Origin of the sequence: Paraburkholderia largidicola, assembly GCF_013426895.1 — a bacterium.
Classification (GTDB): Bacteria; Pseudomonadota; Gammaproteobacteria; order Burkholderiales; family Burkholderiaceae; genus Paraburkholderia; species Paraburkholderia largidicola.
This window is the reverse complement of the sequence record NZ_AP023174.1, coordinates 981,676-1,001,112: the sequence shown is the minus strand read 5'-3', so window position 1 is coordinate 1,001,112 and position 19,437 is coordinate 981,676. Positions and strand designations below refer to the sequence as shown.

At 65.1% G+C, this 19,437-nt stretch carries 18 protein-coding genes, 2 tRNA genes and 1 pseudogene; 14 read left to right on the top strand and 7 right to left on the bottom strand.

Going from position 1 to position 19,437, the window contains the following annotated elements:
• The first annotated feature begins 53 nt into the window (after window positions 1–53).
• The 8 genes from fdxA to PPGU16_RS04460 all read left to right on the top strand — a co-directional run bounded on the left by fdxA (window position 54) and on the right by PPGU16_RS04460 (window position 4,525).
• Window positions 54–377: a ferredoxin FdxA gene (gene fdxA, locus PPGU16_RS04495; RefSeq protein ID WP_028367660.1), complete on the top strand. Its 324-nt coding sequence runs from the start codon at window positions 54–56 to the stop codon at window positions 375–377.
• 112 nt (window positions 378–489) lie between these two features.
• Window positions 490–565, top strand: a tRNA-Asn gene (locus PPGU16_RS04490).
• A gap of 64 nt (window positions 566–629) precedes the next feature.
• Window positions 630–705, top strand: a tRNA-Asn gene (locus PPGU16_RS04485).
• A 202-nt stretch (window positions 706–907) separates the two neighbouring features.
• The gene (locus PPGU16_RS04480) at window positions 908–1,408 is read left to right on the top strand and encodes a CreA family protein (RefSeq protein ID WP_180721883.1); all 501 of its coding nucleotides are present in this window, start codon (window positions 908–910) and stop codon (window positions 1,406–1,408) included.
• A gap of 69 nt (window positions 1,409–1,477) precedes the next feature.
• Window positions 1,478–2,305 (top strand): AraC family transcriptional regulator, encoded by an 828-nt coding sequence (locus PPGU16_RS04475; protein ID WP_180721882.1) that lies wholly within the window; start codon window positions 1,478–1,480, stop codon window positions 2,303–2,305.
• 133 nt (window positions 2,306–2,438) lie between these two features.
• Window positions 2,439–3,206, top strand: coding sequence for an AzlC family ABC transporter permease (locus tag PPGU16_RS04470; RefSeq protein ID WP_180721881.1), 768 nt, complete (start codon window positions 2,439–2,441; stop codon window positions 3,204–3,206).
• Complete coding sequence (locus tag PPGU16_RS04465; RefSeq protein ID WP_007741806.1) at window positions 3,203–3,526, top strand: AzlD domain-containing protein; 324 nt, start codon at window positions 3,203–3,205, stop codon at window positions 3,524–3,526. Before PPGU16_RS04470 ends, PPGU16_RS04465 begins: the two co-directional genes overlap by 4 nt.
• A 231-nt stretch (window positions 3,527–3,757) precedes the next feature.
• Entirely contained in the window at window positions 3,758–4,525 is a 768-nt protein-coding gene (locus PPGU16_RS04460; RefSeq protein ID WP_180721880.1) for a DUF4088 family protein, read from the top strand.
• Between the two features lie 54 nt (window positions 4,526–4,579).
• Here PPGU16_RS04460 and PPGU16_RS04455 read toward each other — a convergent pair whose 3' ends face one another.
• The 3 genes and pseudogenes from PPGU16_RS04455 to PPGU16_RS04445 all read right to left on the bottom strand — a co-directional run bounded on the left by PPGU16_RS04455 (window position 4,580) and on the right by PPGU16_RS04445 (window position 7,738).
• Window positions 4,580–6,826 carry an ATP-dependent helicase gene (locus tag PPGU16_RS04455; RefSeq protein ID WP_180721879.1) on the bottom strand — a complete coding sequence of 749 codons (2,247 nt, stop codon included), beginning with the start codon at window positions 6,824–6,826 and terminating at the stop codon, window positions 4,580–4,582.
• Window positions 6,827–6,945: 119 nt separating this feature from the next.
• A pseudogene (locus PPGU16_RS04450) lies at window positions 6,946–7,213 on the bottom strand (hypothetical protein).
• Window positions 7,214–7,291: 78 nt separating this feature from the next.
• Window positions 7,292–7,738 carry a hypothetical protein gene (locus PPGU16_RS04445; protein ID WP_180721878.1) on the bottom strand — a complete coding sequence of 149 codons (447 nt, stop codon included), beginning with the start codon at window positions 7,736–7,738 and terminating at the stop codon, window positions 7,292–7,294.
• Between the two features lie 316 nt (window positions 7,739–8,054).
• Here PPGU16_RS04445 and PPGU16_RS04440 point away from each other — a divergent pair, with 316 nt between their 5' ends.
• The 5 genes from PPGU16_RS04440 (at window position 8,055) to fumC (ending at window position 15,092) form a co-directional block, all read left to right on the top strand.
• Window positions 8,055–8,273, top strand: a complete 219-nt coding sequence (locus tag PPGU16_RS04440) for an RNA-binding S4 domain-containing protein (protein ID WP_012400207.1) — start codon at window positions 8,055–8,057, stop codon at window positions 8,271–8,273.
• Window positions 8,274–8,490: 217 nt separating this feature from the next.
• Window positions 8,491–9,888 (top strand): MATE family efflux transporter, encoded by a 1,398-nt coding sequence (locus PPGU16_RS04435; protein WP_180721877.1) that lies wholly within the window; start codon window positions 8,491–8,493, stop codon window positions 9,886–9,888.
• 822 nt (window positions 9,889–10,710) lie between these two features.
• Window positions 10,711–11,670: a ketopantoate/pantoate/pantothenate transporter PanS gene (panS, locus tag PPGU16_RS04430; protein ID WP_180721876.1), complete on the top strand. Its 960-nt coding sequence runs from the start codon at window positions 10,711–10,713 to the stop codon at window positions 11,668–11,670.
• Window positions 11,671–11,907: 237 nt separating this feature from the next.
• Complete coding sequence (locus PPGU16_RS04425) at window positions 11,908–13,596, top strand: phospholipase D family protein (protein WP_180722543.1); 1,689 nt, start codon at window positions 11,908–11,910, stop codon at window positions 13,594–13,596.
• A 95-nt stretch (window positions 13,597–13,691) separates the two neighbouring features.
• Complete coding sequence (gene fumC, locus PPGU16_RS04420) at window positions 13,692–15,092, top strand: class II fumarate hydratase (protein ID WP_180721875.1); 1,401 nt, start codon at window positions 13,692–13,694, stop codon at window positions 15,090–15,092.
• Between the two features lie 64 nt (window positions 15,093–15,156).
• Here fumC and PPGU16_RS04415 read toward each other — a convergent pair whose 3' ends face one another.
• From PPGU16_RS04415 to PPGU16_RS04400, 4 genes are all read right to left on the bottom strand, one after another.
• Complete coding sequence (locus tag PPGU16_RS04415) at window positions 15,157–15,663, bottom strand: acyl-CoA thioesterase (protein ID WP_035990128.1); 507 nt, start codon at window positions 15,661–15,663, stop codon at window positions 15,157–15,159.
• 106 nt (window positions 15,664–15,769) lie between these two features.
• Window positions 15,770–16,852, bottom strand: coding sequence for a GlxA family transcriptional regulator (locus PPGU16_RS04410; RefSeq protein WP_180721874.1), 1,083 nt, complete (start codon window positions 16,850–16,852; stop codon window positions 15,770–15,772).
• Window positions 16,853–16,884: 32 nt separating this feature from the next.
• A complete protein-coding gene (locus tag PPGU16_RS04405) occupies window positions 16,885–18,141 on the bottom strand; it encodes an MFS transporter (RefSeq protein WP_180721873.1) in 1,257 nt (418 codons plus the stop codon).
• A gap of 142 nt (window positions 18,142–18,283) precedes the next feature.
• Window positions 18,284–18,424, bottom strand: coding sequence for a hypothetical protein (locus tag PPGU16_RS04400; protein ID WP_007588226.1), 141 nt, complete (start codon window positions 18,422–18,424; stop codon window positions 18,284–18,286).
• A gap of 191 nt (window positions 18,425–18,615) precedes the next feature.
• Between PPGU16_RS04400 and PPGU16_RS04395 the strand changes: the two genes are divergently transcribed.
• Window positions 18,616–19,329: an ArsR/SmtB family transcription factor gene (locus PPGU16_RS04395; protein ID WP_180721872.1), complete on the top strand. Its 714-nt coding sequence runs from the start codon at window positions 18,616–18,618 to the stop codon at window positions 19,327–19,329.
• Window positions 19,330–19,437 lie beyond the last annotated feature (108 nt).

The following is a 19,437-nucleotide window of genomic DNA, read 5'->3' as shown; positions in this document are numbered from 1 at the left end:
CGCCTCGCCATCCCCCCATTACCTAAAAGATATCGTTTGCAGGAGTTGCCTGAATGACTCACGTTGTGACCGAAAGCTGCATCAAGTGCCGCTATACCGACTGCGTCGATGTGTGCCCGGTGGACTGCTTTCGCGAAGGTCCCAACTTCCTCGCGATCGACCCGGATGAATGCATCGACTGCGCGGTGTGCGTTGCGGAATGCCCGGTGAACGCCATCTACGCGGAAGAAGACGTGCCCGGCGACCAGCAGCACTTCACGGAGCTCAATGCCGAGCTCGCGAAGGCATGGCCGAGCATCACCAAGACCAAATCGCCGCTGCCCGAAGCCGACGAATTCAAGGACGTGAAGGAAAAGCTGGCGCTGCTCGAGCGTTGAGCGCCGCAAGCTGTCGCCCTCTCGCGAATCAGTCGAATTAAATTGAGATGATTCGAGGGTATTGACAGCTTCTGCGACACCTCCTACAATTCCGCTTCTCTGCTGTTGTTGTTCCCCGATAGCTCAGTCGGTAGAGCGCCGGACTGTTAATCCGTAGGTCCCTGGTTCGAGCCCAGGTCGGGGAGCCAAAGAATTGCAAGAGCCCGTTAACCACAGCGGGCTTTTTTATGTAGCGACAAGTTGTATTGCTGTTCCCCGATAGCTCAGTCGGTAGAGCGCCGGACTGTTAATCCGTAGGTCCCTGGTTCGAGCCCAGGTCGGGGAGCCAAAATTTGAAGGCCCGCATTCGTGCGGGCCTTTTCTTTTTCCGCCGCTGCCTGGCGGCACGCGATTTTCATCGATGGAATGGAAGCGCCACAAGCGTATCGCACGCCAGCAGCCAGCATCGGCAACCAGGTTACGATGGCGTTCAAACTGGCAGCCGTCCTGCTCCGTGCTGCTCTTCAAACGCCCATTCTTCCGGTCACCTGATGAAACTCGCCCTGCCCTGTGCGTGCATCGCACGCGCCGCCGCCATCCTCGCCGCTTCGGCAGCGTTCACCTGCGCGCCGCTCGCGCAGGCCGAGGAAGTCGCCAGCGTCAACACGAACTTTCATATCACCGGCTCAGATCGCGTGGTCGTCGAAGCGTACGACGATCCCGCCGTGCAGGGCGTCACCTGCTATGTGTCGCGGGCGCGCACGGGCGGCATCAAGGGCACGCTCGGGATCGCCGAAGATCCGACCGAGGCGTCGATCGCGTGCCGCCAGGTCGCGGCCATCAAGATTCCCGAGCCGCTGCGCCAGCAGGCCGACGTATTCACCGAACGGATGTCGCTGATCTTCAAGACGCTGCACGTGGTGCGCGTGGTCGATTCGAAGCGCAATACGCTCGTGTACCTGACCTACAGCGACCGCGTCGCGACGGGCAGCGCGAAGAACAGCGTCACGGCCGTGCCGATGCCCGCCGGCACGACGATCCCCGTCCGCTGAAAGCGCCTTCCAAATCAGGCCGAGGCCGGCAAGGCGCGGTAAACTGACAGGTCCACCCGGACTTCGCTCATGACTTCGACCCGCTTCCGCGATAACGCCCGTTACTGGCGCACGCCGCTTCTGCCCGGCGCGGATCTGCTCACGGCCGAATATCACGATCACGAATTCACGCCGCACTGGCACGACGCGTACACGATCCCCGTGATCGAGGCGGGCGCGGAAACGTACCGCTATCAGGGCTCGCGCCACGTCGCCGAGGCGGGCAGCGTGCCGATCATCAATCCTGGCGAAGTGCACACCGGCTCCCGGGCAATCGACGAAGGCTGGCGCTACCGCGTGATGTACGCGCCCGTCGACTTCATTCACGCGCTCGCCGAAGACATCGCGGGCTGCGCGCAGCCGCTGCCGTGGTTCGATGCCGACGTGATCCGCGATCCCGATCTCGCCGTGCGGCTGTCGCGTGCGCATCAGTTGCTGGAGGCGAACGGCGATCCGCTCGTCGCGGAAACGGCGATGCTCGACGCGCTGTCGACGCTGCTCGTGCGTTACGGCCGCACGCGGCCCGACACGCCGCAACTCGCCGCCGACGACGCGCGCGTCGTCACGATGAAAGAGCAACTGGCGGGCGACCTGGCCGCGCCGCTCAAGCTCGCGAATCTCGCCGATGCCGTCGGCCTGTCGCAGTTTCACGCCGCGCGGCTCTTCACCCGCGCGACGGGACTGCCGCCGCACGCGTGGCGCAATCAGGTCCGCCTGCAGCGCTCGCTCGCGCCGTTGCGCGCGGGCGTATCGGTGGCCGATGTGGCGGCGGCAGGCGGCTTCACCGATCAAAGCCACTTCACGCGGCATTTCCGGCGCATGTTCGGCGTGCCGCCGGGGCGCTGGCAGTCGTCCTGAACGGACCGCGCGCGCAAGCTCACTCCGCACGCGGCACCGGGCAGCTAGGCACTGAGACCGCACCGCAGCAAATCCCTCACATCGACACGCCCAAGCGCAAGAACGTACAAGCCGCCGCTCCCCTCGCCCGGCTATGCTCGGCCCTAACGAGGAGGAAAGATTGACTCACCCTGCACAACCCGCTCACCGTCTCAAGGAATTCACAGCCGGCGCGCGCGACACGCTGCCGATGATCATCGGCGCGTTACCGTTCGGCGTGATCTACGGCACGCTCGTCGCATCTGGTCCGATGCACCTCTGGCACGGCCAGCTGATGTCGCTGATCGTGTTCGCCGGATCGGCCCAATTCCTCGCACTCGGCCTGATCGCGGGCCACGCGAGCTGCGCCGTCATCTGGGCGACGACGCTCGTCGTCAATGCGCGTCACGTGCTCTACAGCGCGACGCTTGCGCCGTACGTGTCGCATCTGCCGTCGCGCTGGCGCTGGGCGCTCGGCGGCCTGCTCACCGACGAAGTCTTCGCCGTCGCGTGGGCGCACTACCGGCTGCATCCGCCGGGCTCGGTCGGCCCTTACTACTTCCTCGGCTCCGGCCTATCGATGTATATCAACTGGCAGATCTGCACGCTGATCGGCCTGCTGTTCGGCGCGGCCTTCCCCGGCCTGCAATCGCTCGGGCTCGACTTCGCGATGGCCGCGACATTCATCGCGATCGTCGTGCCGCAGCTCGTCGCCGTGCGCTATCTCGCTGCGGCGGCCACGGCCGGCGCGCTGGCGTTCTTCTGGCAAGACTGGCCGTACAAGCTCGGCCTGCTGGGCGCTGTGTTCGTCGGCGTGGCGGTCGGCGTGCTGCTGTCCCTGCCGGCGTTCCAGCGCACCCGCGCGGCGGAGGCATCGCGATGAACTACGTGCTTCTGATACTCGGCATGGCCGTCATCACGTGGCTGATCCGCGCCGCCGTGTTCGTGCTCGGCGACCGCATCGTGTTTCCGCCGCTCGTGCGCACCGCGCTCGGCTTCGTGCCCGTCACCGTGCTGACGGCCATCATCGTGCCGATGACCGTGTCGCCGCACGGCACGGACGCCGAACTCACGTGGCGCAACCCGCAACTGGTCGGCGCGCTGGCCGCCGTTGCCGTCAGCGCCCTCACGCGCCGGCCGCTGCTCACCATCGCGGTCGGCCTCGCCGTGTTCTTCCTCTGGCAAGGCGTCGTACTGAAGTAACGCCGGACCACGCCCTCGCGCGCCGTTCGACGGGACGGCGCGCCGCCCTCAAGTTCCCTTTCAATCCGCCGATAAACACTCGTGGTCCGTGAACCCGGCAGCGTCTATCGACGGCAAGCCGGCAAGCCGGACAGAACCGCGCCGGATATCGGTGCCGCCAACGCACGGGGGCGCACGGCACGAGGCGAAACCCTCGACGGTGTTCGCGCGGTCGACGAAACGGGATAAGACATGGGTCAGATTACCCTTAACATCAAGGACGAAACGCTCGCATCCTTGCGAAAGGACTTCGAGGCGTTCGTGCGGGTTTCAGTGAAGCTGGACCCGCAGTTCGCGACGCCGTCGTTCGAGGATTTTTTGCGCGCGAAGCTCCTCGACAACATGGTGCCGCTGACGGAGCACGCCGTGCAGCGGATGCTGCAAGGCGGCCAGTACGCATGGGCGAAACGCACGCTGGACAAGGAGTTTCCGGACGTCGTCGCGATTCTGATGAAGCAGGCGAACGAGTTCGGTTTCGGCTTCGCCGCGCGCTCGGAATGGACGCCGGAAGAACTCGCGAAGCAGAGCCGCGAGTGGGCCGCCGCGATCGTCAAGGAAGCGGAAGGCGCGCCTTCGCTGGTGGACCCGCTCGCCGCGCAGATCAAGTCGGCGGCACAGGATATCCAGGCGCTCGAGGAAGTGATGCAGACGCCCGCGTGGCGCCTGGCGGAATCGCTGCGTCAGCGGGTGTATGAAGCGAAGGTCGCATGCGAAACCAGCGTGGGCAGCGCCGCCCGTGAAAAACTCGGCGAATTGCGCGGTCTGTTGCGTCTGGGCATTTCGCACGGCTCGTTCCAGAAGCAGGAAGCGCAGCAGATCATGGAATATCTGCGACTGCTGAAGCCGGAAATTTTCGTTGAAGAGCCGTACGACGTGTTCACGCGACTCGCCGCCTGGTTGCGCAACTTCTTCATGCCGCCGCCGCGCCCGCAGCAGCAGCAACAGCGGCAGTCGCGCTAGGCCTCGTTTCGCGACACAGGGCGTCGAACGGGACGCCATCAGATCGCGGCAAGCTCAGTCCCACATTTTTCTGAGCTTCGCCGCGATTTCTATTTTGGCTTGCGCGGCCGCGGCCAGCCCCGCTCGCGTCGGCGCCGACACGACGGGCGCGGGCGGCCACGCATGCGAATCGAACATCGGCAGCAGATGCGCCGGAATGAAGCGCGTGCGCGACGCCCAAACATGCCGGTCGGCGAGATGCGTCTGGTTGTGCACGTAGAAGCGCTGCGGCATGACGATATGCAGTTCCTCTTTCGCGCGCGTCATCGCGACATAGAGCAGACGCCGCTCCTCGTCGATTTCCTCTTCACTGCCCGTGCCGAGATCGGACGGAATGCAGCCGTCGACGCCATTGAGTACGAACACGTTGCGCCACTCCTGCCCTTTCGCCGAATGGATCGTCGACAGGATCAGATAGTCTTCGTCGATCAGCGGAACGCCGGATTCGTCACTGGTGGCGTCGGGCGGATCGAGCGTCAGTTCCGTCAGGAAGCGCTCGCGCGACGCGTACGTGCCCGCGATGCTTTCCATCTGCGCGAGATCGGCCTGGCGAATCGACGCGTCCTCGTGATTGCGCTCGAGATGCGGCTCGTACCAGCGGCGCACCATTTCGAACTCGGCGGGCCACGGCGTCTGCCGACCGCATGCCGACGCCATCATCGCGACGAACGGATGCCAGTCTTCGAGCGCGCGCGCCGGCGGCGTGAACGCGGCGAGCGCATTCGCCGTGCAGCCCGACACACCATGCGCGGCATCGGGCGCGCCGCCTGACTGCAGCGCATCGGCCCGCGCGGCGATATCGTCGAGCACACGCGCAGCCGTTGCCGGCCCGACGCCCGGCAGCAACTGCACGACGCGAAAACCCGCGACGCGATCGCGCGGATTCTCCGCCCAGCGCAGCACGGCCAGCACGTCCTTCACATGAACGGAGTCGAGAAACTTCAGGCCGCCGAACTTCACGAACGGAATGTTGCGCCGCGTCAGTTCGATTTCGAGCGCGGCGCTGTGATGCGCGGCGCGAAACAGCACGGCCTGCGCCTTCAGTTTCATGCCCGCCTCGCGCGCGGCGAGCACCTGCTCGACGATGTAGCGCGCCTGATCGGCGTCGTCGGCGACGGTGACGAGATGCGGGCGTTGCGCCGACGCCTTGTCGGTCCACAGATTCTTCGTGTAACGCTCGGACGCAAGGCCGATCACCGCGTTGGATGCTTCGAGAATCGGCTGTGTCGAGCGGTAGTTGTGCTCCAGCGTGACCTGCTTCGCGGGCGGATCGAAATGCGCGGGGAAATCGAGAATGTTGCGCACGGTCGCGCCGCGAAACGAATAGATCGACTGCGCGTCGTCGCCGACCACCGTCAGGCCGTGTCCGTCGGGTTTCAGCGCGAGCAGGATCGACGCCTGCAGACGGTTGGTGTCCTGGTACTCGTCGACGAGCACATGATCGAAACGGCCGGAGAGATCCGCGGCAATGGCGGGTTCGGCCGCCATGTGCGACCAGTAGAGCAGCAAGTCGTCGTAATCGAGCACGCTTTGCTTCTGCTTCGCGTCGACATAGGCCGCGAACAGCATGCGCAAATCGGCTTCCCATTCGCGGCACCACGGGAACGCGCTGTTGAGCACATCGGCCAGCGACGCGCCTGTATTCACGACGCGCGAGTAGATCGAGAAACACGCCGATTTCGACGGAAAGCGTTTTTCTTTCGCGGACAAGCCAAGCTCGTGGCGCACGAGATTCATCAGGTCGGCGGAATCTTCGCGGTCGTTGATCGTGAAGGTCGGCGCGAGGCCGATCAGATCGGCGTATTCGCGCAACAGGCGCGCGCCGACGCTGTGGAACGTGCCCGACCACGTCAGACCCTGCGCGAGCGCCGCCCGCATGCCAAGCGCCGCGCCTGCAATGCGCGTGACGCGCCGTGTCATTTCGAGCGCGGCGCGGCGCGAGAACGTCAGCAGCAGGATGCGGCGCGGATCGGTGCCCTTGACGACCAGATTCGCGACGCGATGCGCCAGCGTATTCGTCTTACCGGAGCCCGCACCCGCGATGACCAGCAGCGCACCGGACGGATGCCCGATGTCGTCGGCGCCGTATTCGACGGCTTCGCGCTGGGCATCGTTGAGCTTTGCTAACCAGTCGGATGTGGCGGCGGCTGCCGCCGCTGCGGGCGAATCCGTCGCGGCAGCAGGTAATGAAGACGGAGAATCGGCGACGGAAAGCACGATTGGCGGGTCGGATAGTGAGGGCGACGCATACTGTATATCCATACAACCCGCGACGACAAGCGCCCCATTTTTCGTGTGCCGCAAACAAAAAGCCCGGCGCGAGGCCGGGCTTCGCCAGGCGGCGGGAATCCGCCGCCTGACATGTGTGCAAAGGGAACTGCTTACTGCGATTTCGCGTCCTTCACTTTCGCGTCCGCGTTCGCCTTGTCCGCGTCGGCTTGGGCCTCGGTCTTCTTCTTGTCGGCCTTCGCCTGCGCGACGTCAGCCTTCTTGTTGGCCTTCGCCTGTTCCTTGGCCGCCTTATTGTCGGCGTGCGTCATCGGCTCGGTGGGCGGGATCGTGCGTCGTCTGCGCGACCGCGAGCGTCGTCATGCTGCCGGCGATCAGCGCGGCGCACAGTGCGCTCGTCGTCTTGCTGGTCTTTTTCATCTGTCCTCCCTCTTTCCAACTTCAATGCTTGCCGGCAGTCACGGCGCCTGTCGCATCACAGGCGCCGGAAGCCGCTGATCAGTTATGGGCTTCGCCCGATGCCGCCGCGCCTGTCGGCTGGCCCTGCATCTCGGCCTTCAGTTCGTTCGACGCTGCCGCCTTGTCGGCCTTCTTGTTGAGCTTTGCGTTGCTGACCTGGTCCTTGTAGGCGGTCTTCGCAGCCTTTTGCTGCTCCTTCATCTGCTGCTTCGACATCTTTTTCTGCGCGCTGTACTCGGCGTTCGCCTGGGCGTCCGCGTTGCGTTTCTGGACCAGCGGGTCGGTCGAGCCGGGCGCGGTCAGGTTCTGCGGCGCGGGCGCCGGCATCTGGACACCCTGGGCGGCCGGTGCGGCGGCGGGCGCCTGCTGGACCTGAGCCTGGGTGGACAGGTCCGCGGAAGGCTGGGCAGCCGTCTGGGCGAAAGCGGCGGTCGACGCCATCGCAGTGAGGGCGGTCCCGATCAAAAGCGTACGGAGCTGGGTCATGGCAATCCTCTCTGAAGTTTGTCGATATCGGCACGCGGGCGGTTTGGGTTGGCTCTGCCGACTCCATGCCCGCGTTTTCAGCCCGTCGCAAAAAATGCAGCAGGCCATTCCACAGACCGGGCTTTTGCGAGTGAAGTTCGCCACAAAAGGCGACTGTTACTCAACGTTTCATTTCCTGACAACTGAATAACATCTGCTTGCAAATGCCTCGGCGCGTGGCCATTCGCTGGCACCCGAAGGCCGGGCGCCGCGCGATGGCTTATCATGCGAGTCGCTTTTCAACGACCCTGCCGACCACCTGTCGATCGCAACTGCCATGCCCAACCTCGATTTCACCCTGACCGGCGACTACGTCGAACTCCACAATCTGCTGAAGATTACGGGCCTTGCGGACAGCGGCGGATCGGCGAAAGTGATCGTCGCGTCGGGCGCGGTGACCGTCGACGGCCAGGTCGAAACGCGCAAAACGTGCAAAATTCGCGCAGGCCAGGTCGTGCTGCTCGGCGACACGCGGATCGCCGTTCACGAAGGCTGACCTTCGATAAAACCGCCCGGACGTTGCCACAAGGCTGCGAGATATGCGGCTGGCATCAAGCGACGTCATTGCTGCCGCCGCAAACCCGCACCAAAAGTGTGCCTGTTGATCGACAGCACCGCGTTCCCGCAATAAGCTGTCCGTCTGGACAGAAAAACAAACGGTGCGCGGCGCACTTGCCGAGCGTGCCGCCCTTTCGCGCAACAGCGCTTCGAACATGAATCCAACCGGAATGTCCCGCGCGCTCAGCGGGCCGCCCACGCTTTCGCGTCATGCCGCCGACACGGCGCGCCTCGCCGCCCCGCTCGCCATTGCGCAGCTGTCGCAGATGGCGATGAGCGTCACCGACACGGTCCTGCTCGGCTCGCTCGGCCCTGACGCGCTCGCGGCAGGCGGGCTCGGCGCGAATCTGTTCTTCGTCGTCGTGACGCTGCTGCAGGGCGTGCTGACGTCCGTCAGCGTGAGCGTGTCGCATGCGCGCGGCGCGCAGGCCGAGGATCGCGTGCCGCATATCTACTGGACGGGCTTTTTGCTGTCGTTGTTGCTGGCCGTGCCGGCGTTCGCGCTGCTGTCGTTCGCGGCACCGATCATGATGGCGTTCGGCGAGCCGGCGCTGCTCGCGCACAACGTCGGCGAATACTGCGCGGTGCTGCGTTGGGGCGCGCCTGCCAGTCTGATCGGGATTGGCCTGATGCGCTCGTTCCTGCCGGCGATCGGCGCGGCGCGGCGGCTGCTGTGGGTGTCGATTGGCGGCGTGTTCATCAATGGCTTTCTGAACTATGGCTTGATCCATGGCGCGTACGGCTTGCCGCGAATCGGCTTCATCGGCTCGGCCGTCGCAACGACGATCACCGTGTGGCTCACGGCGCTGACGCTGATGGGTCTGCTGCATCTGCGGCCGCGCTTCCGGCATTTCGTCACGGCCACGCGGCCGAACGTGCCGCTGATGGGCGAACTGTTTGGCATAGGCTGGCCGGTGGCAATCACGTATGGCGTCGAGTCGATGTTGTTTCTTGCCACGGGACTGATGGTTGGACTGCTTGGCGAATCGCAGCTGGCGGCGCATCAGATCGCGCTGAATGTGGCCTCGGTGGCGTTCATGGTGCCGCTCGCGATCGGTCAGGCGGCGAACGTGCGCGTCGGGTTCTGGTCGGGCGCGGGCCAACCGCTGGCTGCGCGCCATGCGGGGTTCGTCGCGCTGGGGCTGGGTGTTGCGTTCATGTGCCTGTCCGGGCTGTTTTTGATCACCGCGCCGCGGTTCATTGTCGGGCTGTATTTGCATCTGGACGATCCCGCTAATGCGCCGACTGTGGCACTAGCCAGTTCGTTGTTGGCCGTGGCGGCGATTTTTCAGATTGTCGATGGAATGCAGACGGTTGGGTCGGGGTGCTTGCGCGGGCTGAAGGACACGCGGGTTCCGATGATTGCGGCAGCGTTCGGGTATTGGGGGATCGGGTTTCCGACTGGCTATACGCTCGCGTTTCATTTTGGGCTTGGCGCCCGGGGGTTATGGTGGGGGCTCGCCGCCGGGCTCGCGAGTGTGGCGTTGTTGATGACTTTGCGGTTTCATCGCAAGAGTTTACGGTTTGAGGGCGGCGTTGCCGCAGGAGAGTGAATTTTTTGGCTTTGCGGCAAGGGCGGTTTGGGTTGGTTCGGTTTGCTTGGGTTTTCGCTGGCATCCGCGTTTTGTTATTGGTGCTTCAAGCGTTGCCCCTGTGCGGGGCGGCACCTACTTTTCTTTGCCGCCGCAAAGAAAAGTAGGCAAAAGAAAGCGGCTCACACCGCCAATCCTTGTTCTTGCCTGAGGGCCCCCAAAGGTTCTTACGCTTCACACGGCAACCACGTGACCCACGTTCGTTGCCAACGTTCTAAAAGAGCGCCTCACCCGCTTCACGCTCCCGCACTACAGCACGCCGTGCCAGACAGTCCTCTGCCGCCCAGGTGGCAAACTGTGTGTAGGCCCAGGTGCTCCACCCGCCTCACTTCGGACCGATAGCGCATGCGCTCCACCATGTAAGCGCGCCAGGCTATACAACGCGACAACCAACACACAGTTTGCCACCTGGGCGGCATAAACCATTCGCTGCCGCTGGTTCGTGTACGGGTGTGTGAAGTGGGTGAGGCGCACGTTCAGAGCGTTGGCAATGCACGCAAACGAGGACGTTGCCGTATGAAGCGAGGGGACGTTGGGGGCCCGTGGATAAGCACACGTGCTGGCGGTGTGAGCCGCTTTCTTTTGCCTACTTTTCTTTGCGGCGGCAAAGAAAAGTAGGTGCCGCCCCGCACAGGGGCAACGCTTGAAGCACCAATAACAAAACGCGGATGCCAGCGAAACAACAAACCAAACCCAAACCCAAACCAGAAACAACCCCACCCCAACAGGTAAAATGCCCGCCGCATCCAGGCGAAAAAAACGACCCCTCGAGGACCACTTTCAATGCTTGCCCGCATCACCCGACTCTTCCCTCTGTGGGCCGTGCTGGCCTCGCTAACCGCCTACTTCTCGCCGTCCTCGGTAACGGGCATCGCCCCGCACGTCACGACACTGCTCACGATCATCATGTTGTCGATGGGCGTCACGCTCTCCATCAACGATTTCCGCCGCGTCTTCACGCGTCCGGCACCCGTCGTCGCAGGCATCGTGCTGCACTACCTCGTGATGCCGCTCGCCGCGTGGGTCATCGCAAAAGCACTGCGCATGCCGCCCGATCTGACCGCCGGCATGGTGCTGGTAGGCAGCGTAGCAAGCGGCACAGCGTCGAACGTGATGATCTATCTCGCGCGCGGCGACGTCGCGCTGTCCGTCACGATCAGCGCACTATCGACCCTCGTCGGCGTTTTCGCGACGCCGCTGCTCACGCGCCTCTATGTCGATGCGTCGATCGCCGTCGACGTGCACGGCATGCTGATGAGCATCCTGCAAATCGTCGCGCTGCCGATCATCGTCGGCCTCGTCGTCAATCATCTCGCCGGCAAGCTCGTGCGCAAGATCGAGCCCCTGCTGCCGCTGGTTTCGATGGTGTCGATCCTGCTGATCATCGCGGCCGTGGTGGGCGGCACGCAGAAGAGCATTGCATCGGTGGGACTCGTCGTTGCGCTGGGCGTGGTGCTGCATAACGGCATCGGCCTGCTCGGCGGCTATTGGGGCGGACGCCTGCTCGGCTTCGACGAAGCCGTGTGCCGCACGCTCGCGATCGAAGTCGGCATGCAGAACTCGGGCCTCGCCGCGACGCTCGGCAAGCTCTACTTCACGCCGATCGCCGCGCTGCCAGGCGCACTCTTCTCGGTGTGGCACAACCTGTCGGGCTCGATGCTCGCAGGCTACTGGGCAGGTCGCCCGGCCAAAGGCTCGACAGCCGATCAGGACGCAAACGCGCTCGCCCGTGAACGCGTCTAAGCCTGTCCAACGCCTCCTTCCCGTTTCTTCCTGACACGGCAGGCGCGCTCGACAGCGCGCCGCGTGTCACGGCCGCCTTTGCCCGCCAGACGCCGCCCCGGCTCATCAGCGCCAGGCACGCTCTTTGCGTTGCGGACTGCGTCGCTATCCGACCCGCATTAACGATTCCCCGTAGAATGGTCCGGGTCGATGGACGACGCCACGACGATCCGTGCCGCTCAAGTGGAGGAAACCAGCGTGTCGGTTGATAAGACGAACGACGCCATCGCATCGCAGCATCAACAGCAGCAACGCAATATCCGAATCTCGCGCCACGCGTCCGGCCCGTTGCTCACGCGCGCGTTCGCGCTCATCGTCTCGGCGATGCTGCTGACCGCCTGCGCGACGCGCCCGCCGGCCACTGCGTTCGAGCGCCCCGTCACGCACGCGCTGCCCGCCACCGACGCCACCCCGCTCGCCGCCGCGCTCGCCGCGCCCGAGCGCGCGCATCCGGGCCAGTCGGGCTTTCGCGTGCTGTCCGACGGCACGGAAGCGCTGCAGATGCGCATCGCGCTCGCACGCGCTGCGACGAAGACGCTCGACATGCAGTACTACATCGCCGAAGAAGACACGACGGGCAAGCTGCTGCTCGCCGCTGCCCTCTACGCGGCGGACCACGGCGTGCGCGTGCGCATGCTGGTCGACGATCTGAACTTCAAGGACATCGACCGCGTGATGGCCGCGCTGAACTCGCACGACAAGATCGAGATCCGCGTCTTCAACCCGTTTGGCAGTTCGGAAACGAGCTTCTATCAGCGCAGCCAGAACTTCTTCACGCAGATCGGCGCGTTCACGCGGCGCATGCACAACAAGGCGATGATCGCGGACAACCAGATCGCGATCGTCGGCGGCCGCAATCTCGGCGATGAATACTTCAGCGCGAGCCCGACGCTGCAGTTCCGCGATATCGACGTGCTGACGGCAGGCCCGATCACAACCGATATCTCGACGAGCTTCGACGCGTACTGGAACGACAGCAACGCCTACCCTTTACGCGCACTGAACAAGCAGAAATTCGATCCGCACGAACTCGACGCCATGCGCGACGAACTGCGCGCGCACTGGCGCAAGAACGCCGATCCGTATAACGCGAAGCCGCTGAACGCGACGCCGCTCGCCACGCAGATCGCGAAAGATGGACTGGGCCTCGTGTGGGCGAACGCCGAGTTCAAGGTCGATTCCCCCGAAAAAATGAAGCTGCCCGCCGATCAGTACAAGAGCCCGCCGATGCAGCGGCTCATCGAACTGATGCACGACGCGCAGCAGGAATTCCTCATCACGTCGCCGTATTTCGTGCCGCACCAGGCGGGCGTCGACGCGCTCGGCCAGCTGACGCAGCGCGGCGTCGCCGTCAAGGTGCTGACCAATTCGCTCGCCGCGACGGACGCCGTCGCCGTGCAGGCGGGCTACAGCCCGTACCGCGTGCCGCTGCTGGCGCGCGGCGTGCAGCTGTACGAGTTCAAGCCGACGCCCGGCGACGCGGCGCCGAGGGCCGGCCTGTTCGGCTCGCAATCGAAAGCGAGCCTGCATGCGAAAACCTACGTGATCGACCGCAAGACGCTGGTGATCGGCTCGATGAATCTCGATCCGCGCTCGGCGCATCTGAACACGGAGCTTGCGCTCGTGATCCACAGCCCGCCGCTCGCCGACCAGGTCGCCCAGCTCTTCGACAAGGCGACGGCGCCCGCCGTCAGCTATCACGTGACGCTCGCCACGCCCTCCGAACTGGCCGTGCTGCGCTACTCGGCGACGCCGCAGGCGAAGCTCGTCTGGACCGACGAGGAAAACGGCCAGCTGCGCCGCTACAACCTCGATCCCGGCGCGGGCTTTTACCGTAATGCGCTGACGGGTCTATTCTTGTTGCTGCCAGTCGACGAGCAGTTATAACGGCGCCGTCTCACGTGCAGACAGATTGCAAACTGAGTGCAGAGCGCGCCACTTTCCCGGAAGCCTTCCGATCACCTAGTCAAGCGGAGTAGAACATGACCGAAGATGTACGCATGGAACGCGATACGTTCGGCGAAATCGCCGTGCCGAACGCGAAATTGTGGGGGGCGCAAACGCAGCGTTCGCTGCAGAACTTCAAGATCTCGACGGAAAAGCAGTCGCCCGAACTGGTCACCGCGCTCGCGATCATCAAGCGCGCCGCCGCCGAAGTGAACCTCGCCCTCGGCGTGCTCGATGCGACCAAGGCCAAGGCGATCATGGCCGCCGCCGACGAGATCATCGAAGGCAAGCACCCCGACGAATTTCCGCTCGCGGTCTGGCAGACGGGCTCCGGCACGCAGACCAACATGAATCTCAACGAGGTGATCGCCAACCGTGCGAGCGAGCTGATGGGCGGCGAGCGCGGCGAAGCGCGCCTCGTGCATCCGAACGACGACGTGAATCGCGGGCAATCGTCGAACGACGTGTTCCCGACGGCGATGCACGTGGCGGCTGCCGTCGGCATCGTCAAGCATCTGCAACCGTCGCTGAAGGCGCTGCGCGAGACGCTCGATAAAAAGTCGAAGGCATTCGCCGATATCGTGAAGATCGGCCGCACGCACTTGCAGGACGCGACGCCGCTCACGCTCGGCCAGGAATTCTCCGGCTATGTCGCGCAGCTCGATCACGGCGCGAAGCATGTCGAATCGGCGCTCGCGCATCTGTATGAACTGGCGCAAGGCGGCACGGCTGTCGGCACCGGGCTCAACGCGCATCCGAAATTCGCCGATGACGTGGCAGCGGCGATTGGCCGGCTGACGGGCCTCCCCTTCGTATCCGCGCCGAACAAGTTCGAGGTGATGGCCGCCGCCGACGCGCTGGTGTTCGCGCACGGCGCGCTGAAGACGCTCGCGGCGAGCATGATGAAGATCGCCAACGACGTCCGCTGGCTCGCAAGCGGTCCGCGCTGCGGCCTCGGCGAACTGTCGATTCCCGAAAACGAGCCTGGCAGCTCGATCATGCCGGGCAAGGTGAACCCGACGCAATCCGAAGCGGTGACGATGCTGTGCTGTCAGGTGTTCGGCAACGACGTGGCCGTCAACATCGGTGGCGCGAGCGGCAACTTCGAATTGAACGTGTTCCGGCCGATGATCGCGCACAACGTGCTGCAATCGGTGCGTCTGCTCGCCGACGGCATGCAGAGCTTCAACGACAACTGCGCAATCGGCATCGAGCCGAACCGCGAGCGCGTCGATCAGTTGCTCAACGAATCCTTGATGCTCGTGACGGCGCTCAATCCGCACATCGGCTATGACAAGGCCGCGAAGATCGCCAAGAAGGCGCACAAGGAAGGCACGACGCTGAAGGCGTCGGCGCTGGCGCTCGGCTATGTGACGGAACAGCAGTTCGATGAATGGGTGCGCCCGCACGACATGGTCGGCAACGCGAAGCGCTGAACGCCTTCCCTCCCGCGAGGCTCTCGTTACGAACGTGCAGAGAGCCTCGGGGCGCAGGCTTGCTTTACACCTTGCCCTGCGCCACCTCCTCGGGCTTCAGGTCGACGATCGCATCGAGCGCGGCCTTCACGTCCATCGCGTACTTTGCGAGTGCCTTGTGTTCGTCGGTTTGCGGCTCGAACGACGGCACGGGCACGGGGCTGCCATTCTCGTTGACGGCGACCATCACGACGAGGCAGTCGGTGGTTTGCAGCAGTTCGCCGCCTTTCGGATCGCCGGCATAGACCGACACGTGGATGTGCATGCTGGTTCGCCCCGTCGCGACGACGCGCGCGCGCAGCTCGACCAGATTGCCGACGTGGATCGGCCGGCGAAAGCGGATATTGCCGACGCTCACCGTCACGCAGTAGCGGCTCGACCAGACGGCCGCGCACGCGTACGCGGTTTCGTCGATCCATTTCATCAGCGCGCCGCCGTGCACCTTGCCGCCGAAATTGACCGAAGTCGGTTCGGCGAGGAAACGGAACGTGGTTTCTGAACGATCCAGCGGCGCAGCGGTAGGCGTGCTCATCTTGACTCCGGTCAAACAAATCGAAAGGAGCCGATTATACGAGCGCAATAAGGCGGCCGCTGTGCTATCGGGGTTTGAGCCACATTCGACGCGCGCGCACTTCGATTCAGCGCAGTGCCGACGCAAAGCGCTCGCGGTAATCGACCGGCAACACGCCGAAGCTGCGCATGAACGCGCGCCGCAAGTTCTGCTCGCTGCCGAAGCCGCAATCGAGCGCAATCCGCTTCAACGGGCGGCGCGACTCGGCCAGCGCCCGCGACGCCGCTTCCAGCCGCATCGCCGATACGGTCTTCGCGGGCGTGCGGCCCACTTCGTCGACGTAGCGGCGCGCGAACGTACGCGGACTCATGCGCGCTTCCTCGGCAAGCCGCTCGACGGACAGGTCGCCGTTCAGGTTCGACGCCATCCAGCCGTGCAGCCCGTCGAACGCGCCGCCCGCCGAAGTCTGTGCTGCGAGCGCCGCGCTGAATTGCGACTGCCCGCCCGGCCGCTTGACGAACACGACGAGGCGCCGCGCAACCTGCATCGCGACGGGATGCCCGAAATCTTCCTGGATCAGCGCAAGCGCCAGATCGATGCCCGCCGTCACGCCCGCCGACGTCCACACGGCGCGCGAATCGTCCTCCACGCCGACGCCATTCACCCGCTCGCGGATGAAGATCGGCTCGGCATCGACATGCACCCGGGGGAAACGCTCCGCAAGGCGGTGCGCGTCGCGCCAGTGTGTCGTCGCGCGGCGTCCGTCGAGCACGCCGGCAGCCGCGAGATAAAACGCGCCCGTGCACACCGAACAGACGCGCCGCACATGCGGCGCGCGCCGCGCGATCCAGTCGATCAGCGCGGGCTGCAGCGTGCGCGGATCGTCGACGGGAATGCCGGGGACGATCAGCGTGTCGATCGGTTCGTCGTCGAGCGCATCGAGGCGCTGGGTGACCACCGGCAAGCCGGGAAACGTGTCGAGCACGCCGCCGTCGATCGACGCGACCGTCGTCCGATAGGCGACCGGCTCAACCCGTTCACCAGATGCCGGCGACACGCGGCGCGCATCCCGCATGGTCAATTCGGCGCGATGAAACGCTTCGAGCGGGCCGCATGCGTCGAGCAGCACGAGTTCGGGCGCAACAGCGAACACGATGTGGCGCACCTGCGGCGCAGGCGAGTCGAGGGTGTCGTCGGAAACGTGAGGCATCAATAGATCCTAAAGCGCCATGGTTGGGTCGTTCACATGCCCGACGCCGCAACCACGCGTCGGCGCGACCACGCAAATGTGATCGTTGCCAGCGCGGCAAGCGCGAGGAACGGAAAGATTGCCACGTTGATGGCAGCCCAGCCGAGATGCGCAAGCATCTGCCCCGCGCACAGCGAACCGAGCGCAGAAAACGCGAAGGTGGTAAATTCGCTCGTCGCCTGCGTCTTCGCGCGCTCGGACGGCCGGTACGATTGCGCGAGCAGCGTCGTGCCGCCGACGAACATCAGGTTCCAGCCGACGCCGAGACACGCGAGCGCCGCGTAGAAATGCGGCAGATCGGTCGAGCGCAGCGCGAGCACGCCGCACAGCGCAGACAGCACGATGCCCGCGCCGATCACACGCAGTACGCCGAAGCGCGCGATCAGGCGCGCCGAGAAAAACGACGGCGCAAACATGCCCACCAGATGCCACTGGATGATCTGCGCGCCATCGCCGATCGAGTGCCCGCATGCGACAGCGGCAATCGGCGTCGCCGTCATCACGAACATCATCACGGCGTAGCCGAGCGCATTGTTCGCGAGCGCGGCCACGAAGATCGGCTGACGGACGATCGCGCGCCAGGGCCGCGCGGGTTCGCGGTGCGCGGCGCCGTCCATATGCGGCGCGGCATCGCGGTAGAGGCTCGCCAGCAGCGCGATCGACAGCAGTCCGAGTCCCGTCACGAGCGCATACGAGCCGGCGAACGCGACGGGCGCGAGCCAGTCCTTGCTCCACGCCGCCAGCGCCGGCCCGAGCACCGCGGCGACGACGCCGCCCGTGAGCACCGTCGAGATCGCGCGGCTCTTGGCATCGGCGGGAACGGCGTCGGCTGCGGCGAGCCGGTAGTACTGCGCGAACGCCTGAAACACGCCGACGGTCGCCGTGCCCGCGCAAAACGCCCAGAAGCTCTGCTGAAAAATCGCGTACACGGAGATCGCGCCGCCCGCCGCGCCGATGCCCGCGCCCAGCAGAAAGCCCGCGCGACGGCCGATACGCGCCATCAGAAACGACGCGAACACCGTCGTCAGCGCGGCGGCGACGGTGATCAGCGAAAACGGCAGCGTGGCCAGCGACTTGTCGGCGGCGAGCGTGTAGCCGACGAGACCCGTGAGCGTCAGATCGATCGATACCGACGACGTATAGAGCGCCTGGCAGACAGCCAGCACGCGCGCGGCGCGCCGGCCGTGCGGGTCGGCGTGGCCCGGCACGTCGCTGCGGACGGCGGGAGCGGCGGTAGGAGATGGCGGCATCGGTGGCCTCGAGGCTGGGTGACGATGTCGGCATCGTCACATCGATCGCCTTGGCAGAAAGGCCAATGATGCATCAATTACTGCCACATCTGCCAGTTTGGCATGCGCAATTCGAGCGGAGACGCCGGATGCCGCCTACGTGTCACTTGCGGAAGGTGACGCCTTCGTCGATCGTGCCGTACATCGTGATGCTGCCCGACCCGGCCGACGACGAGCCCGAGCCGCCCTGCGCGCAAGCGCTGCAAAGGACGACGGCGATGACCACGGCAAACAGGATTTTCATGACTGCGTTGTGTTCGCTAAACGGAAGAAAGCCCTTTCGATTCTAGCCTGTCTGGTCTGACGACCGCAGATTGCCTCGCCCGGCGACGCACGCGAGAATGCATACGACGCTTCACCACAGCCTGAAACATCGAATGCGCGTTGCGCCTAGAGTGGAGCCATGACTAGCGAAACCAGAAACAGGAGACCCTGATGGCCGCTGCGTTTCCCTCCGAACCGAGCCACTTTCCCGGCCTGAGCCGCATCGGCGCGCTGCTCGCCGATCCGGGCCGCGCCGCGATGCTGTGGGCGCTGATGGACGGCACCGCGCGTCCCGCGGGCGAACTGACGCTGATCGCGGGCCTGTCGCCATCGGCGGCGAGCGCGCATCTCGCGCGGTTGACGGACGGCGGGCTGCTCGCGCTCGAAGTGCGCGGCCGGCATCGCTATTTCCGGATCGCGTCGGCAGAAATCGCGTCGACCATCGAGGCGCTCGCCAACGTCGCGCAAGCCACGGCGCCGCAACGCACCGTGCCGCGCCCGGCGCGCACCGTGCCCGTCGACATGCGTTATGCGCGCACCTGCTACGACCACATGGCGGGCGAAGTGGCCGTGCGGGTCTACGAGCGGCTCATCGACGGCGGCCTGCTGACGGCCCACGGCGACGCGCTCGAAGCGACCTCCGACGGCGCGGCGCTGCTCGCGCAATGGGGCATCGACGTATCGCAGCAGCGCGGACGCCGCCGGCGCTTCGCCTGCACCTGCCCGGACTGGAGCGAGCGGCGCCCGCATCTCGGCGGCGCGCTCGGGGCGGCGCTGCTCGAGTCGTGGTCGTCGCAGGGCTGGGTCGAGCGCACCGACCGGCCGCGAATCCTGCGCGTAACGCCCGTCGGTCATCGTCAGTTCGACGCTTTTCTGGCCCACTGACGAACGATTCGTCCGACAAGTCGATCCACGCGACAACTTTTGTTACAGCGCCATCTGGGTGGCTTACAAATGAGAGCGCCTTGAAACAGGGGCCACAGGTACAGTGAT

Coding starts and splice junctions, on each gene's coding strand:
- PPGU16_RS04415 (WP_035990128.1), bottom strand. CDS start 15,663: ATGAGCACGCCTACCGCTGCGCCGCTGGATCGTTCAGAAACCACGTTC.
- fdxA (WP_028367660.1), top strand. CDS start 54: ATGACTCACGTTGTGACCGAAAGCTGCATCAAGTGCCGCTATACCGAC.
- PPGU16_RS04395 (WP_180721872.1), top strand. CDS start 18,616: ATGGCCGCTGCGTTTCCCTCCGAACCGAGCCACTTTCCCGGCCTGAGC.
- PPGU16_RS04455 (WP_180721879.1), bottom strand. CDS start 6,826: ATGGATATACAGTATGCGTCGCCCTCACTATCCGACCCGCCAATCGTG.
- PPGU16_RS04480 (WP_180721883.1), top strand. CDS start 908: ATGAAACTCGCCCTGCCCTGTGCGTGCATCGCACGCGCCGCCGCCATC.
- PPGU16_RS04440 (WP_012400207.1), top strand. CDS start 8,055: ATGCCCAACCTCGATTTCACCCTGACCGGCGACTACGTCGAACTCCAC.
- PPGU16_RS04405 (WP_180721873.1), bottom strand. CDS start 18,141: ATGCCGCCATCTCCTACCGCCGCTCCCGCCGTCCGCAGCGACGTGCCG.
- PPGU16_RS04470 (WP_180721881.1), top strand. CDS start 2,439: ATGCTCGGCCCTAACGAGGAGGAAAGATTGACTCACCCTGCACAACCC.
- PPGU16_RS04475 (WP_180721882.1), top strand. CDS start 1,478: ATGACTTCGACCCGCTTCCGCGATAACGCCCGTTACTGGCGCACGCCG.
- panS (WP_180721876.1), top strand. CDS start 10,711: ATGCTTGCCCGCATCACCCGACTCTTCCCTCTGTGGGCCGTGCTGGCC.
- PPGU16_RS04410 (WP_180721874.1), bottom strand. CDS start 16,852: ATGCCTCACGTTTCCGACGACACCCTCGACTCGCCTGCGCCGCAGGTG.
- PPGU16_RS04400 (WP_007588226.1), bottom strand. CDS start 18,424: ATGAAAATCCTGTTTGCCGTGGTCATCGCCGTCGTCCTTTGCAGCGCT.
- fumC (WP_180721875.1), top strand. CDS start 13,692: ATGACCGAAGATGTACGCATGGAACGCGATACGTTCGGCGAAATCGCC.
- PPGU16_RS04460 (WP_180721880.1), top strand. CDS start 3,758: ATGGGTCAGATTACCCTTAACATCAAGGACGAAACGCTCGCATCCTTG.
- PPGU16_RS04465 (WP_007741806.1), top strand. CDS start 3,203: ATGAACTACGTGCTTCTGATACTCGGCATGGCCGTCATCACGTGGCTG.
- PPGU16_RS04445 (WP_180721878.1), bottom strand. CDS start 7,738: ATGACCCAGCTCCGTACGCTTTTGATCGGGACCGCCCTCACTGCGATG.
- PPGU16_RS04435 (WP_180721877.1), top strand. CDS start 8,491: ATGAATCCAACCGGAATGTCCCGCGCGCTCAGCGGGCCGCCCACGCTT.